Genomic DNA, 13,574 nt, shown 5'->3' on the forward strand with positions numbered 1-13,574 from the left:
TCTTGTTGCGGTACCGGGGGTGCGGGGGCCTGCCCTGTGGCCGAGCATCACGCCGCCTCCTCGAACGCGAAGAGACGGTGGGGGCGGGGCCGGCCCAGGGCGCTCAGCGCGGCGTCGGCCGCGCTCACTCCACTGCGGACCGCACTCTCCATGGTCGCGGGCCACCCTGTGGCGGTCCACGCTCCGGCCAGGTACAGGCCGGGGGCCTTGGTGCGGGCGCCGGGCCGCAGCCGCCCGACGCCGGGGGTGGGGGCGAACGTCGCCGTGCGCTCCCGGGTCACGAAGAAGTCCCGTACCACCGCGCCGCGGGTGCCCGGGACCAGACGCCGAAGCTCGGGCAGATAGCGCTCGCGGAGCGTGGCGACCGGGGCGTCGATCTCGTCCTGCGCGGCCGACTGCGAAAGCGCCAGGTACTGCCCCTCGGCGAGCCCCGAGGCGTCCGTGCGGTCGAAGACCCACTGCACGGGGGTGCCGAGGGCCGCGAAGAAGGGACGCGCCAGCACCTTGCGGTCGTAGACGACGTGCACGTTGAGGATCGGCGCGGTGCCGATACGGAGCAGCTGCTCGGGGGCGTCGAGGGCGCCGGACGGCAGCAGGTCGTGCGCCTCGCGCTGGGGTACGGCGAGGACGACCGCGTCGGTTTGCAGCGTCTCACCGGGAACCTGAACGCTCCAGGTCCCGTTCTCGTTGGTAGAGACGGAGGTGACGCGTGTACGGACCTCGGTACGCACGCCCGCGGAGTCGAGCGCCTTGCGGGCCAGCCGGTCGTGCAGTTCGCCCAGCGGGACATGGGCCCAGCCGATGTCGGCCGCGCCCGGGTCGGACAGCAGACCGGTCTTGAACACCATCGCGGCGAGCCCCAGCGAGGCGTCGCCCGCGACCGCGTTGAGGGTGGCGACCCCGACCAGGTCCCACAGGGCCTCGATGGCACGCGCCGACTGGCCGTGTGCGGCCAGCCAGCTGCCGAAGTCCTGCGTGTCCAGGGTCGGATCGGCGAGGTCGAGCCCCTTGAGCGCGAGCGCGGCCCGTCCGACGGCAGCACGCTCGGCGAGCGAGAGATGCGGATACGTGGCCAGGCTGCGCCCCAGATGGAGGGGGACGGGCAGTGCGTCGCGCCGCAGTCTGCCGAGCCGTCGTCCTTCGGGTCTGGCGACGTCGACGACGGGCACGTCGAGGCGGTCCTGCAGCGGGGCCAGTGCCGCGCCCTCGATCCGGTCGAGGAACCAGCGGTAGGCGGTGCAGCATCGCAGGTACACGTGCTGGCCGTTGTCGACGGTCAGCTCGCCTCGCTGGAAGGAGAAGGCCAGGCCGCCCAGCCTCGGCCTGCCTTCGAGCAGGGTGACGCGCACACCCGCGTCCGCGAGCGCGAGCGCGGCGGTGACGCCGGCGAGCCCGCCGCCGACCACGACGGCGCTGCGGTCGGCCGCGCCCTCGGCCCCCGCGAGGTCAGCGTGCGCCTGTGCGGGGCGCGAGCCGTCGCTCATCGTGCGTCCTTCCGTGCGAGCGCTGGGCGGGCAGTACCGTGACAGGCCTGCTCAGCGTGCTGGTTGAACGGTCCACGGTGAGCCGTCCCAGTCAGGGACGCCACGCCGGAGCAAAGGGTTGCCTGTCGGATGTCTCCCGGCTCGGCTCCTGGTTCGGTGAGATCCATCAGGCGCGCCTCCTGACGGATCGCGGCGCGACATGGCGGGTCGCATTCCGGGTGTCGAGCCCGGACAGACCGCGCACGGCGACGTAGGCCTTCTCGCGTCCGGGCAGCGAGACCCGGCCGCGCAGCACCGCCTCGGGATCGCGCTCGATGCGGTCCAGCAGCCGGCGGTAGATACCGGCCATGGCGGCCACGCACGCGCCGCTGCGCCGGTCGAGCATGGGGAGCAGCCGGTAGCCCTCGGCGAAAAGGGCGCGGGCCCGTCGTACCTCGAAGTGCACGAGGCCCGCGAAGTCGGAGCCCTCCGGTGGCGTCGGCCCGTTGAACCCGGCCGAACAGCCGAACTTGGCCAGATCGTCGGCCGGCAGATACGTACGGCCGCCCTGGGCGTCCTCGCGGACGTCTCTGAGGATGTTGGTGAGCTGCAGGGCGAGACCGAGGGTGTCGGCGTACTCGGGGGCGCGCTCGGCGCCGCGCGCGCCCGGTTCGGTGCCGAACACGCCGAGCGAGAGACGGCCGATGGCACCGGCGACACACCGGCAGTAGACCTTCAGGTCGTCCCAGGTCTCGTAGGTCTCCCCGCGTACGTCCATCTGGACGCCGTCGATCAGCTCGTCCAGGCCGTCGAGCGGGATCGGGAAGGCGCGCGCGGCGTGGGCGAGGGCGACGGCCACCGGGTCGGTGTCGTCCTCCTCGACCTCGCCCGCGTGGACCCGGGCGAGCAGCGCCCTGGTGTCCTCCAGGCGGGTCAGCTTGGTCTCGCCGGGCAGCTCGCCGTCGCCGATGTCGTCCACGCGCCGGGAAAAGGCGTACAGCGCCGACATGGCGCGGCGCTTGGGCGTGGGCAGCAGCCGGATACCGTACGCGAAGTTACGGGCCTGCTGTCCGGTGACGGCCTCACAGTAGCTGTAGGCGGCGAGCACCGGCGCGGACACGTGCGACGGAGACTCCACGGTCCGGATCACCCCTCTCCTCGCAGGATCACGCCCGCCTCGCGCAGCAACTGGACCTTGCCGGGTCTGGGCGGGCCGGGAAGTACGTCGTATTCGGCGGCGGCGATCGCGCGGATCGCCGCCCTTCCCCCCGCCACGAACCCTGCGAGCAACAGCTTCAACCTGCCGTGGACGCTACCCACCAGGGGGGCGCCTTCATTCAGCAGATCGCGGGCGCGTTGTGCTTCGTATGCAACCAGGGCGCGCACCGATGCGCCCGCGGATTTCACGCCAAGATCCGCTTCCTGGACGTGAAAGCGCTTCATGTCCTCGGCCGGGAGGTAGATCCGGTCACGGCCGAGGTCCTCGGCGACGTCCTGGAGGTGTTCGACGATCTGCAGGGCGGTGCAGATCGCGTCGGAGAGACGGATCCGCTCGGGGGTCGAGGTGCCGGTGACGCCGAGGACGAGGCGGCCGACGGGATTGGCCGACAGTTCGCAGTAGGCGAGGAGGTCGTCGTAGGTCTCGTACCGGGAGACGAGCTGGTCCTGGCGGTTGGCGGCGATCAGGCCGAGGAAGGGCTCGGGGGTCAGGGCGCGGCGGCGGACGGTGGGCTGGAGGCGGCGCAGCAGCGGGTGGCCGGGAGTGCCGTCGAAGACGCGGCGCAGGTCGGCCTCGAAGGCGTCGAGGAGGACCAGGCGGTCCTCCGCGTCGGCCGGCGACACGCCGAGCTGGCGGGCGTCGGCGCCGCCGGGGGTGAGGTCGCCGTCACCGATGTCGTCCACGAGGCGGGCGAAGCCGTAGACGGCCATGAGGTCGTCGCGCCAGGCCCGGGGCAGGAAGAAGGGGGCCACGGGGAAGTTCTCGCTCGCGGCCTTGTCCAGGGTGGCGCGTTCCAGGTCGGGCGCCGTGTCGGTGGCCGTCATCGCTCGCTGCCCGGGGCGGAGACGGCACATGCTGCGTTGAGCTGGGGAGTTTCCGTAGCCATTGCCGTCACATCTCCCGTTCTACACTGCCGATCCAATACACACTATTTCGGACACGCCGCCCGGTAATTCACAGGGTCGCCCCGGCGCAGGGTGTCGCGCATTATCGCCCCACTTGCCGCTTTCCGGCACCGGTACAGCTTACGTTGTACAACGCAGCGAGGTTCGTCGGGGTGTCCTGCACATCACAACAACACACCGATTGGCGTCAAGATTCCTTGCGCAAGCCGGAGTTGACATTTCCTTTGCGGGAGCGGAGTCCGGCCGGAGGGACGCCGGCCGGACCCTGGCCGAAAACAGGCTACTTCCCCGTGAACTTCTCGTACTCCCTGAGCACCTCTTCGGTCGGCCCGTCCATCCGCAGCTCGCCGCGCTCCAGCCACAGGACGCGGTCGCAGGTGTCACGGATGGACTTGTTGTTGTGGCTGACCAGAAAGACCGTTCCGGCGTCCTTGCGCAGCTCCCGGATGCGCTCCTCCGAGCGCATCTGGAACTTGCGGTCACCGGTGGCGAGGGCCTCGTCGATCATGAGGACGTCGTGGTCCTTGGCGGCCGCGATGGAGAAGCGCAGCCGGGCGGCCATACCGGAGGAGTACGTCCGCATCGGCAGGGTGATGAAGTCGCCCTTCTCGTTGATGCCCGAGAAGTCGACGATCTCCTGGTAGCGCTCCTTGATCTGCTCCCGGGACATACCCATGGCGAGACCACCCAGGATGACGTTGCGCTCGCCGGTGAGGTCGTTCATCAGGGCCGCGTTGACCCCCAGCAGCGAGGGCTGGCCGTCGGTGTAGACCTTGCCCCGTTCCGCGGGCAGCAGGCCGGCGATGGCACGCAGCAGGGTCGACTTGCCGGAGCCGTTGGAGCCGATCAGGCCGACGGCCTCGCCGCGGTAGGCGACGAAGGACACCCCACGCACGGCGTGCACCTTGCGCACGCCCCGCTCCGCGCCACGCTTGACGATCCGGCTCAGTGCCGCCGTCGCGCTGCCCTTGCCGGTCTTGGCGCCGTTGACGCGGTAGACGATGTGCAGGTCGTCCGCGATGACGGTGGGGCGGCGCTCGCCCGTGCCCTGTGTACCCAGCTGCTCAGCCACGGCCGTACCTCTCCTCCGCCTTCCAGAAGAACACGAAACCGCCGACGAAGACGACGACGGCCCAGAACAGCGCGATCGCCCACACGTGCGGCGGCAGGTTCGATGCGCCGTAGCCGTCGATCAGCGCGTAGCGCATCAGGTCCATGTAGACCGCGGCCGGGTTGACCTGGAGCAGCCGGACCGCCAGCTCGGAGCGGCCCTCCATGATCTTGCTGATGGAGAACATCACGCCGGAGGTGTACATCCAGGTGCGCAGGACGAACGGCATCAGCTGGGCGAGGTCCGGCGTCTTCGCGCCCAGGCGGGCCACGATCAGCGCGAGCCCGGTGTTGAACAGGAACTGCAGCACCAGGACAGGCACGATCAGCAGCCAGGCAGGGCTCGGATAGCTGCCGAACCCGATCGCCACGACGAACATCACGATCATCGAGAAGAGCAGTTGCTGGAGCTGCTGGAGCGAGAAGGAGATGGGCAGCGAGGCGCGCGGGAAGTGCAGGGCGCGCACCAGGCCCAGGTTGCCGGAGATGGCACGGACGCCCGACATGACCGAGCTCTGCGTGAAGGTGAAGACGAAGACGCCCGTGACCAGGAACGGGATGTACACGTCCTGGGACAGACCGCGGCTCGCGTGCAGGATGACGCCGAAGATGAAGTAGTACACGCCCGCGTTCAGCAGCGGCGTCGCCACCTGCCACAGCTGGCCGAGCTTGGCCTGGCTGTACTGCGCCGTCAGCTTCGCCTGCGAGAAGGCGAGGACGAAGTGGCGCCTGCCCCACAGCTGACGGACGTACTCGGCGAGCGAGGGACGGGCGCCGCTCACGGCGAGCCCGTACTTGGCGGCCAGCTGCGCGGCCGGCAGTCCCTCGTCGGGCGCCGGTATCGCGTTCACCGCGACACCGGCGTCATGCGTTGTGTGACTCACGAGTGGAAATCCGGACTCTCTTGGTAAGAAGCTTGCTCTCTTCGGGTAAGAGAAGCTTCTCAGATCACCCGGAGTCGGCCCAGCCGGGTCGTCAGATCACCGGGGGACGGCCCAGCCGGGTCAGCCGCCACACCGTGCGCCAGCGCATCGGGCGGCGCGGGCCGCACGAGGTCGCCCAGCCCTCCCGGAAGCCGCCGAACCAGGCCTTGAGGGCGGGTGCGGACGGGCGGCGCAGCAGGGTCAGCAGCAGCCAGACCCCGAGGTAGACGGGGACCAGGAGCGCGGGGAGGTTGCGGCGGGCCAGCCAGACACGGTTGCGGGCGACCATGCGGTGGTAGACCGCGTGCCGCGAGGGCGCGGTCGTCGGGTGGTACAGGACCATGTCCGACCGGTAGTCGATCATCCAGCCGGCGTCCAGGGCCCGCCAGGCCAGATCGGTCTCCTCGTGGGCGTAGAAGAACTCGTCCGGCAGCCCGCCGACCTCGGCGAAGACGCGGGTGCGCACGGCGTTGGCGCCGCCCAGGAAGGTGGTGACCCGCGAGGAGCGCATCGGGTCGGAGGCGCGCAGCCGCGGCACGTGGCGGCGCTGGGTCTCGCCGGTCTCGGGGTCGGCGATGCGGAAGCTGATGATGCCGAGCTCCGGGTCGGCCTCGAACGCCTCGCGGCACAGCTGGGCGGTGTCGTGGCGGGCGAGCAGACCGTCGTCGTCGAGGAAGAGCACTATGTCGACATCGCGGCCGCTGGGCCCGAAGGCCTCTATGCCGACGTTGCGGCCGCCGGGGATGCCCAGGTTCTCGGGCAGTTCTATGGTCCGGACGCCCTCGGGGACGTCCGGGACGGGCGAGCCGTTGCCGACGACGACCACCTCGACCCGGTCGCCGTCCTGCTTGGCGACCGAGTCGAGCAGGGCCCGCAGCTCGTCTGGCCGGTTGCCCATGGTGATGATGACGGCGCCGACCTTCACGGCACTCACTTCAGCCTGCTGGAGGCGAGGATGGAGACCAGGTGCAGCAGGGTCTGCAGCAGCGCGATACCGGCGAGGACGGCCGTACCGAGCCGGGTGAAGAACAGGTCGCCGCGGATCTGGTCGGCGATCGCGAGAACGACGATCAGCAGCGAGGCCTCGATACCGAGGATCAGCCGGTGGAACTTCAGCGCGGAGGCGGCCCGGCGGGCCAGCGCCATGCCGGAGGAGCGCGGCTCGGAGGCGGCCTCCTGGACCGGCGGCTTGCCGGTCTGGTGGCGGGCGACGCCGACCAGGTCCGTCTCGGCCTTGATCAGGATCGCGCCGAGCGCGGCCAGGGTGCCGAGGAAGGCCCACAGCCAGTCGATACGGCCGCTGCCCCACAGGTCGGCGGCGCGCAGGCCGAGGCCCACCAGGACGGCCGCGTCGGTCAGATAGGCGCCGACCCGGTCCAGATAGACCCCGCCGAGCGAGTACTGCTTCTTCCAGCGGGCGATCTCGCCGTCGACGCAGTCCAGCAGCAGATACAGCTGGGTGGCCACCACGCCGAGCACGGCGCCCCAGATCCCCGGCACCAGCAGGGCCGGGGCAGCGAGCACACCGCAGACGGTCATCAGGTACGTGAGCTGGTTGGGCGTGACCCTGGTGTTGACCAGATAGCGGTCGATGCGCAGGGACACCTCGCGCATGTAGAGGCGTCCCGCCCAGTGCTCACCGCTGCGCCGGTCCTTCACCCCGGCGGGGTGGACGACCGGACGGAGTTCAGCTACCGATGGCCTTGACATAGTCGACGTAGATGTCCTTGATCTGGTTCGGCTTGAGGGCGAGGTGTTCGATGATCGTGTAGCGACCGGGCCTGGTCTCGGGAGCGAACTCCACGGCACGGACGAACTCGTCCACCGTGAAACCGATCTCCTCCGGCAGCACCGGAAGCCCGTGCCGGCGCAGCACCTCGGCCGTGTGGACCGCCTCCTCGTGGGCCCCGCGCAGATACATCGCGAAGGCCGCGCCGAGTCCGCACTGTTCGCCGTGGGCGGCCGCCCGCTTGGGGAACAGCAGGTCGAAGGCGTGGTTGATCTCGTGGCAGGAGCCCGAGGCGGGCCGGGAGTCGCCGGAGATCGACATCGAGATACCGGTGAGGACCAGCGCCTCGGCGAGGACCTGGAGGAAGTCGTTGTCGCCGATGCCGCCGGGGTGGCGCAGGACCGCCTCGCCGGCCTGGCGGGCCATGGCCGCCGCGAGACCGTCGATCTTCTCGCCGGTGACCCGGTTCGACAGCTCCCAGTCCGCGACCGCGTTGACGTTGGAGATCGCGTCGCCGATGCCGGCCCGGACGAAACGGGCCGGGGCCTCGCGGATCACGTCCAGGTCGATGACGACCGCGATCGGGTTCGGCACGCCGTAGGAGCCGCGCCCGGCGTCGTTGTCGAGGGTGGCGACCGGCGAGCACAGACCGTCGTGCGCGAGGTTCGTCGGTACGGCGACCAGGGGGAGGCCGACGCGGGCCGAGGCGAACTTGGCACAGTCGATGATCTTGCCGCCGCCGAGCCCGACCACGGCGTCGTAGTGGCCGGATTTCATCTCTCCGGCCAGCCGGATGGCGTCGTCGAGGGTGCCGCCGCCGACCTCGTACCAGGTGGCGCCCGGCAGCGAGGGGGCGATGCGCTCGCGCAGCTTCGCGCCGGAGCCGCCGCTGACGGCGATGGCGAGGCGGCCGGACTGCGCGATGCGCTCGTCGGCGAGTACCCCGGCCAGGTCGTCCAGGGCACCCGGGCGGATGTCCACGACGACCGGCGACGGAATCAGCCTGGTCAGTAGCGGCACGCGATCTCCCGTCCCTTGGCGAGGTCGTCGTGGTTGTCGATCTCGACCCACTGGACGTCGCCGATCGGCGCCACGTCGATCCGGAAGCCGCGGTCGACCAGCTCCTGGTAGCCGTGCTCGTAGAACTGCTGCGGGTCGGTCTCCCAGACCGTCTTCAGCGCGTCGCCCAGCTCGGCGGCGGCGTCGCCCTCGATCAGGGTGACGCCGATGTACTCGCCGGTGGCCTCGGCGGGGTCCATCAGCTTGGTGATCTTCGTCATGCCCTTCCCGGCGTCGACGACGACCTTCATCTCCTCGTCCGCGAGGGACTTCACGGTGTCGAGGGCGAGGATGATCTTCTTGCCCTCGCCGCGCGCGGCGAGCAGGGTCTTCTCGACGGAGACCGGGTGCACGGTGTCGCCGTTGGCGAGGATCACGCCGTCCTTGAGGGCGTCACGGCCGCACCACAGGGAGTAGGCGTTGTTCCACTCCTCGGCCTTGTCGTTGTCGATGAGGGTGAGCTTGAGGCCGTACTTCGCCTCCAGCGCCGCCTGGCGCTCGTACACGGCCTCCTTGCGGTAGCCGACGATGACCGCGACCTCGGTCAGGCCGATCTCGGCGAAGTTGCCGAGGGTCAGGTCCAGGACCGTCGGTTCGCCCTCTACGCCCTCGGGCCCCACCGGCACCAGCGCCTTGGGCAGGGTGTCGGTGTAGGGGCGCAGACGGCGTCCGGCGCCGGCCGCCAGCACGAGGCCGATCATGCGGGTTCTCCTTCATCGTGTACGGCGGGCGCCCCTGCGGACACCCAGAAGCGGATGCTCTCGGCGAGCACCACGAGGGCGACGGCCACGGCGAGGACCGTGAGCGCGACGGTGAACTGCGAGGCGGTGAGCACCGCGGCCAGGACGGCGACGAGCAGTGTCCGCCCCTCGTGTCCCCCGATGACGCGCACCAGCCAGGCCGGCGGTGCTCCGGCGTCACCGCGGATGCGGTACACCGTGTCGTAGTGATGGTAGGCGACGGCGGCCACCAGGCCGAAAGCCGCCGGAAGTGCTCCGTTCACCCCCGCCTTGCCTGCGAGCGCCAGGACCGTGCCGTACTCGGCGGCCCGGAAGAAGGGCGGGAGCAGCCAGTCGAGGGCGCCCTTGAGCGGGCGGGCGACGGCGAGTGCCGAGGTCAGGACGTAGATCAGGGCGCCGATCACCGGCAGTACCGAGCCGAATCCGGTGAGGGCGGAGCAGGCGACGACCGCGGCGCCGCCGAGGAAGGCGACGGCGGGTACGGCCAGGCCGGGCAGGCCCCGCTTCGCCACGCGCCGCACGGCCTCGCTGAGCGGGCCGGAGTCGGCGAGGTCCGCGAGCGCCCGGGCGGCCCGGTCGGTGCGGCGCGCCTTGCGGGTCAGGGAGCGCAGCACCCGGCCGGCGGTGGTGTACGTCGCCGCGAAGGCGCAGCCGATGAGCAGCACGTAGAAGGTGATCCGCGGGGTCGTGACCGCGGTGAGGACCGCGATCATCGCCCAGCGCTCGCCGATGGGCAGCACGATCATCCGCCGCACCCACACCGTCCAGCCGACGCTGTCGAGCTTGTCGGAGAGCGCGGCGGTGGGGCTGGTGTTGGCGGTGGCGTCGTGGTTGGCCTCGTTGAAGGAGAAGTCGACCACGTGCCGGCAGGTCTGCAGGATCATCGCGCCGAGCGCCAGCGCCCATACGTCGTCGCCGCCCCGGGCCGCTCCGAGCGCGAGGCCGGCGTAGTAGGCGTACTCCTTGGCCCGGTCGAAGGTGGCGTCCAGCCAGGCGCCGAGCGTGGAGTACTTCAGGGCGTAACGGGCGAGCTGGCCGTCGGTGCAGTCCAGCACGAAGGACGCGATCAGCAGCACGCCGGCCGCGACGAAGCCGGCCCGGGTGCCGGTCGCCGCGCAGCCCGCCGCGATCAGGGCGGTGAGCAGCGAGGCGGTGGTGACCTGGTTCGGGGTCAGGCCGCGGCGGGCGCACCAGCGGGCGAGGTAGCGCGAGTAGGGGCTGATGAAGAACGTGGTGAAGAAGCCGTCGCGGGACTTCACGGCCGACTTCAGGCGTACGGCCTCGTCGTCGACGGCGGCGACGGCCTGCCGGGCCTCGTTGCGGGCCTGCGGGTCGGCGGGGACGGCGGCGACCAGGCTGCCCAGCTCGGGCCGGTGCACCGCGCTGCCGTCGGCGTCGAGAGAGGCGACGATGCGGTCGGCGAGGCTGTCTACCGCGACCGCCGTACCCCCGCCCGCGGAGGTCTCGCGGGCCACGGCCCGGGTCAGTGCCTGCCGGGCGGCCGGCTGGGCGGTGACGGCGCCGGGGACGGCGGAGACCGGAAAGCGCGGGTCGGTGAGGCCGAGGCGCAGGGCGTGCGGGTGGCCGACGAAGCGGGCGTCGACCAGGGCCACGCGCTCACCGGCGGGCACGGCGGCGAGCAGGGTCTCGGCCGCGGAGGCGTCCGCCGCCACCTGGATGTCGTAGCCGAGGGACCGCAGATCGTTCTCTAGCGTCGATCCGGGGACCGGCTGACCGGTGACGATGGCGGTCGACAACCGAACTCACTCCCTGGGTGCCGGCGCACGGGCGCCGTTCGCTTGCGTGGTGGGGCGCCTGCCTGCGGCACCCGGGTGTCGGCAGAGGCTATCCGATGGTTCGGAGCCCGTGTTCACCGGCCGTTCACGGCACGGCCCACGGCGGCTGCCCCGGCCTTCGCCGCGATCATCATCGGGGATCCGGGGCCCGCCCCACAAACCGTCGGCGCAGACCCGGGCAACCGGGACACCCGCGGGTCGCCCGGGCCTCACCCCTGGGCCCCGGCGTGCGCACACGGCACCCGGCCGCATCCGGCGACGGCCGGGTCGGCAGGTCGGCAGGTCGGCAGGTCGGCAGGTCGGCAGGTCGGCAGGTCGGCAGGTCGGCAGGTCGGCAGGTCGGCTTAGGCTGGGCGACCATGACGTGGCTGATCACCGGCGGAGCCGGATACATCGGGGCGCATGTGGCACGGGCCATGGCCGGCGCCGGGGAGAGCGTCGTGGCGCTGGACGACCTGTCGGCGGCGGTGCCCGAACGGCTCCCGGCGCAGGTGCCGCTCGTCCGGGGCTCGACGCTGGACGGCGAGCTGCTGGGGCGGGTCTTCGCGGAGCACGACGTCACAGGTGTCGTCCATCTCGCGGCACGCAAACAGGTCGCCGAGTCGGTGGCCGAGCCCACCCGCTACTACCGGGAGAACGTGGGCGGCCTCGCCACGCTGCTGGACGCGGTCGCCGGGGCCGGGATCCGACGGCTGCTGTTCTCCTCGTCGGCGGCCGTGTACGGCAACCCGGACGTGGACCTGATCACCGAGGACACCCCGTGTGCGCCGGTGAACCCCTACGGCGAGACCAAGCTGGCCGGAGAGTGGCTGGTACGGGCGGCGGGCCGGGCGCACGGGATCTCCACGGTGTGCCTGCGCTACTTCAACGTGGCGGGCGCGGCGGCGCCGGAGCTGGCGGACACGGGGGTGTTCAACATCGTGCCGATGGTCTTCGACCGGCTCACCCGCAACGAGGCTCCGCGGATCTTCGGCGCCGACTATCCGACACCGGACGGCACCTGTGTGCGGGACTACATCCACGTGGCCGATCTCGCCGAGGCCCACCTCGCGGCGGCACGGCGGCTCGCCGACGCGAGCCCGTCCGGGGACCTGACGCTGAACATCGGGCGCGGCGAGGGCGTCTCGGTGCGGGAGCTGATCACGGTCATCGGCGAGGTCACCGGGGACCGCCGTGACCCGGTGGTGGAGGAACGCCGGCCCGGCGACGCGCCACGCGCGGTCGCCTCGGCCGAGCGGGCCGCGAAGGAACTGGACTGGCGGGCCCGCCGCGGAGTGCACGAGATGGTCACCTCGGCCTGGGAAGGCTGGCGGTCGCACCACGCCGACTGACCCCGAAGGCGCCCGGCCGCCCATCCGACAAGCCTCCCGACGGCCGACCCGGCGAGCCCCCTGACGGCCCGGTCCCGAACACGCCCGGCGGCCTGGCCCACGAGCAACCCCCGCGCCCCCTCCCTGCGCCGCCCGCCGAGAACCCGCAACGCCCTGACCTGCGGAACGTTTCCGCAGGTCAGAGCACATGACAACGGTGTTCAGTGCCGCGTTGCCCCATACCCCCCACCCGTAGTTCACTGGGCGTGCCGGACGGACCGGCGAGGGCACTGGAAGGGCGGTTCTTCATGGGGGCAGGGCACGACCACGGGCACGCGCACAGCCACGCGCCGGCCACGGGTACGGCCGCGGCGGCGTACCGCGGGCGGCTGCGGATCGCGCTGGGCATCACTTTGACGATCATGGTCGTCGAGATCGCCGGAGGCCTGCTCGCGGACTCGCTCGCGCTGATCGCGGACGCGGCGCACATGGCGACGGACGCGGTGGGCCTCGGCATGGCCCTGCTCGCGATCCACTTCGCGAACCGCCCGCCGAGCACCACCCGCACCTTCGGCTACGCCCGCGCGGAGATCCTCGCCGCCCTGGCCAACTGTCTGCTGCTGCTCGGCGTCGGCGGCTACGTGCTGTACGAGGCGGTCCAGCGGTTCGTCGCGCCCGCGGAGACGCGCGGCGGCCTGATGATCGTGTTCGGTCTGATCGGCCTGGTCGCGAACTCGGTCTCGCTGACCCTGCTGATGCGCGGGCAGAAGGAGAGCCTGAACGTGCGCGGCGCCTTCCTGGAGGTCGCCGCCGACGCACTGGGCTCGGTCGCGGTCCTGATCTCGGCGACGGTGATCCTGACCACCGGCTGGCAGGCCGCCGACCCGGTCGCCTCGCTGGTCATCGGGCTGATGATCGTGCCGAGGACGGTGAAGCTGCTGCGCGAGACGCTGGACGTGCTGCTGGAGGCGGCCCCGAAGAACGTCGACATGACCCAGGTGCGGTCGCACATCCTGGCGCTCGACGGCGTGGAGGGCGTCCACGATCTGCACGCCTGGACGATCACCTCCGGCATGCCGGTGCTGTCGGCGCACGTGGTGGTCAGCTCGGAGGTGCTGAGCGCCATCGGCCACGAGAAGATGCTGCACGAGCTGCAGGGCTGTCTCGGTGATCACTTCGACGTGGAGCACTGCACCTTCCAGTTGGAACCGGGCGGGCACGCGGAGCACGAGGCACGGCTGTGCCACTGACGGCACGCACAGGTGTTCGCCCCCTGCGGGCGGTTCCCGGTGACGGGCGCAGGGCACGATGATCTACCGG

General features: G+C 71.4%; 13 protein-coding genes. 2 read left to right on the forward strand and 11 right to left on the reverse strand.

The window, feature by feature from the left end; all coding sequences use genetic code 11:
• Window positions 1-47 precede the first annotated feature (47 nt).
• The 11 genes from hpnE to ADK64_RS26005 all read right to left on the reverse strand — a co-directional run bounded on the left by hpnE (window position 48) and on the right by ADK64_RS26005 (window position 10,905).
• Window positions 48-1,484: a hydroxysqualene dehydroxylase HpnE gene (hpnE, locus tag ADK64_RS25960; RefSeq protein ID WP_053662474.1), complete on the reverse strand. Its 1,437-nt coding sequence runs from the start codon at window positions 1,482-1,484 to the stop codon at window positions 48-50.
• Complete coding sequence (locus tag ADK64_RS49110) at window positions 1,481-1,651, reverse strand: DUF6380 family protein (protein ID WP_420713038.1); 171 nt, start codon at window positions 1,649-1,651, stop codon at window positions 1,481-1,483. The genes hpnE and ADK64_RS49110 overlap by 4 nt, the downstream gene beginning before the upstream one ends.
• Window positions 1,651-2,613, reverse strand: coding sequence for a presqualene diphosphate synthase HpnD (gene hpnD / locus ADK64_RS25965; protein ID WP_053662480.1), 963 nt, complete (start codon window positions 2,611-2,613; stop codon window positions 1,651-1,653). The genes ADK64_RS49110 and hpnD overlap by 1 nt, the downstream gene beginning before the upstream one ends.
• Window positions 2,610-3,506: a squalene synthase HpnC gene (gene hpnC / locus ADK64_RS25970; protein WP_053662482.1), complete on the reverse strand. Its 897-nt coding sequence runs from the start codon at window positions 3,504-3,506 to the stop codon at window positions 2,610-2,612. The genes hpnD and hpnC overlap by 4 nt, the downstream gene beginning before the upstream one ends.
• Window positions 3,507-3,867: 361 nt before the next feature.
• Window positions 3,868-4,659 carry an ABC transporter ATP-binding protein gene (locus ADK64_RS25975; RefSeq protein WP_234384704.1) on the reverse strand — a complete coding sequence of 264 codons (792 nt, stop codon included), beginning with the start codon at window positions 4,657-4,659 and terminating at the stop codon, window positions 3,868-3,870.
• Window positions 4,652-5,581 carry an ABC transporter permease gene (locus ADK64_RS25980; protein WP_053662484.1) on the reverse strand — a complete coding sequence of 310 codons (930 nt, stop codon included), beginning with the start codon at window positions 5,579-5,581 and terminating at the stop codon, window positions 4,652-4,654. Before ADK64_RS25980 ends, ADK64_RS25975 begins: the two co-directional genes overlap by 8 nt.
• Window positions 5,582-5,672: 91 nt before the next feature.
• Complete coding sequence (locus ADK64_RS25985) at window positions 5,673-6,518, reverse strand: glycosyltransferase family 2 protein (protein ID WP_053662806.1); 846 nt, start codon at window positions 6,516-6,518, stop codon at window positions 5,673-5,675.
• A gap of 32 nt (window positions 6,519-6,550) precedes the next feature.
• The gene (locus ADK64_RS25990) at window positions 6,551-7,330 is read right to left on the reverse strand and encodes a CDP-alcohol phosphatidyltransferase family protein (protein ID WP_078992832.1); all 780 of its coding nucleotides are present in this window, start codon (window positions 7,328-7,330) and stop codon (window positions 6,551-6,553) included.
• Window positions 7,308-8,369: an iron-containing alcohol dehydrogenase family protein gene (locus ADK64_RS25995; RefSeq protein WP_053662489.1), complete on the reverse strand. Its 1,062-nt coding sequence runs from the start codon at window positions 8,367-8,369 to the stop codon at window positions 7,308-7,310. Before ADK64_RS25995 ends, ADK64_RS25990 begins: the two co-directional genes overlap by 23 nt.
• Window positions 8,357-9,109 carry a sugar phosphate nucleotidyltransferase gene (locus ADK64_RS26000; RefSeq protein ID WP_053662491.1) on the reverse strand — a complete coding sequence of 251 codons (753 nt, stop codon included), beginning with the start codon at window positions 9,107-9,109 and terminating at the stop codon, window positions 8,357-8,359. The genes ADK64_RS25995 and ADK64_RS26000 overlap by 13 nt, the downstream gene beginning before the upstream one ends.
• Window positions 9,106-10,905 carry a DUF5941 domain-containing protein gene (locus ADK64_RS26005; protein WP_053662492.1) on the reverse strand — a complete coding sequence of 600 codons (1,800 nt, stop codon included), beginning with the start codon at window positions 10,903-10,905 and terminating at the stop codon, window positions 9,106-9,108. The genes ADK64_RS26000 and ADK64_RS26005 overlap by 4 nt, the downstream gene beginning before the upstream one ends.
• 398 nt (window positions 10,906-11,303) lie before the next feature.
• On the opposite strand from ADK64_RS26005, the gene galE reads away from it, so the two are divergent.
• Complete coding sequence (gene galE / locus ADK64_RS26010) at window positions 11,304-12,275, forward strand: UDP-glucose 4-epimerase GalE (RefSeq protein ID WP_053662495.1); 972 nt, start codon at window positions 11,304-11,306, stop codon at window positions 12,273-12,275.
• 287 nt (window positions 12,276-12,562) lie between these two features.
• Window positions 12,563-13,504, forward strand: coding sequence for a cation diffusion facilitator family transporter (locus ADK64_RS26015; protein WP_053662497.1), 942 nt, complete (start codon window positions 12,563-12,565; stop codon window positions 13,502-13,504).
• Window positions 13,505-13,574: the final 70 nt, after the last annotated feature.

The sequence above is a fragment of the Streptomyces sp. MMG1121 genome, assembly GCF_001280015.1.
GTDB lineage: Bacteria > Actinomycetota > Actinomycetes > Streptomycetales > Streptomycetaceae > Streptomyces.

Coding starts and splice junctions, on each gene's coding strand:
- hpnC (WP_053662482.1), bottom strand. CDS start 3,506: ATGACGGCCACCGACACGGCGCCCGACCTGGAACGCGCCACCCTGGAC.
- ADK64_RS25990 (WP_078992832.1), bottom strand. CDS start 7,330: ATGTCAAGGCCATCGGTAGCTGAACTCCGTCCGGTCGTCCACCCCGCC.
- ADK64_RS25985 (WP_053662806.1), bottom strand. CDS start 6,518: ATGGGCAACCGGCCAGACGAGCTGCGGGCCCTGCTCGACTCGGTCGCC.
- ADK64_RS49110 (WP_420713038.1), bottom strand. CDS start 1,651: ATGGATCTCACCGAACCAGGAGCCGAGCCGGGAGACATCCGACAGGCA.
- hpnE (WP_053662474.1), bottom strand. CDS start 1,484: ATGAGCGACGGCTCGCGCCCCGCACAGGCGCACGCTGACCTCGCGGGG.
- ADK64_RS26015 (WP_053662497.1), top strand. CDS start 12,563: ATGGGGGCAGGGCACGACCACGGGCACGCGCACAGCCACGCGCCGGCC.
- galE (WP_053662495.1), top strand. CDS start 11,304: ATGACGTGGCTGATCACCGGCGGAGCCGGATACATCGGGGCGCATGTG.
- ADK64_RS26000 (WP_053662491.1), bottom strand. CDS start 9,109: ATGATCGGCCTCGTGCTGGCGGCCGGCGCCGGACGCCGTCTGCGCCCC.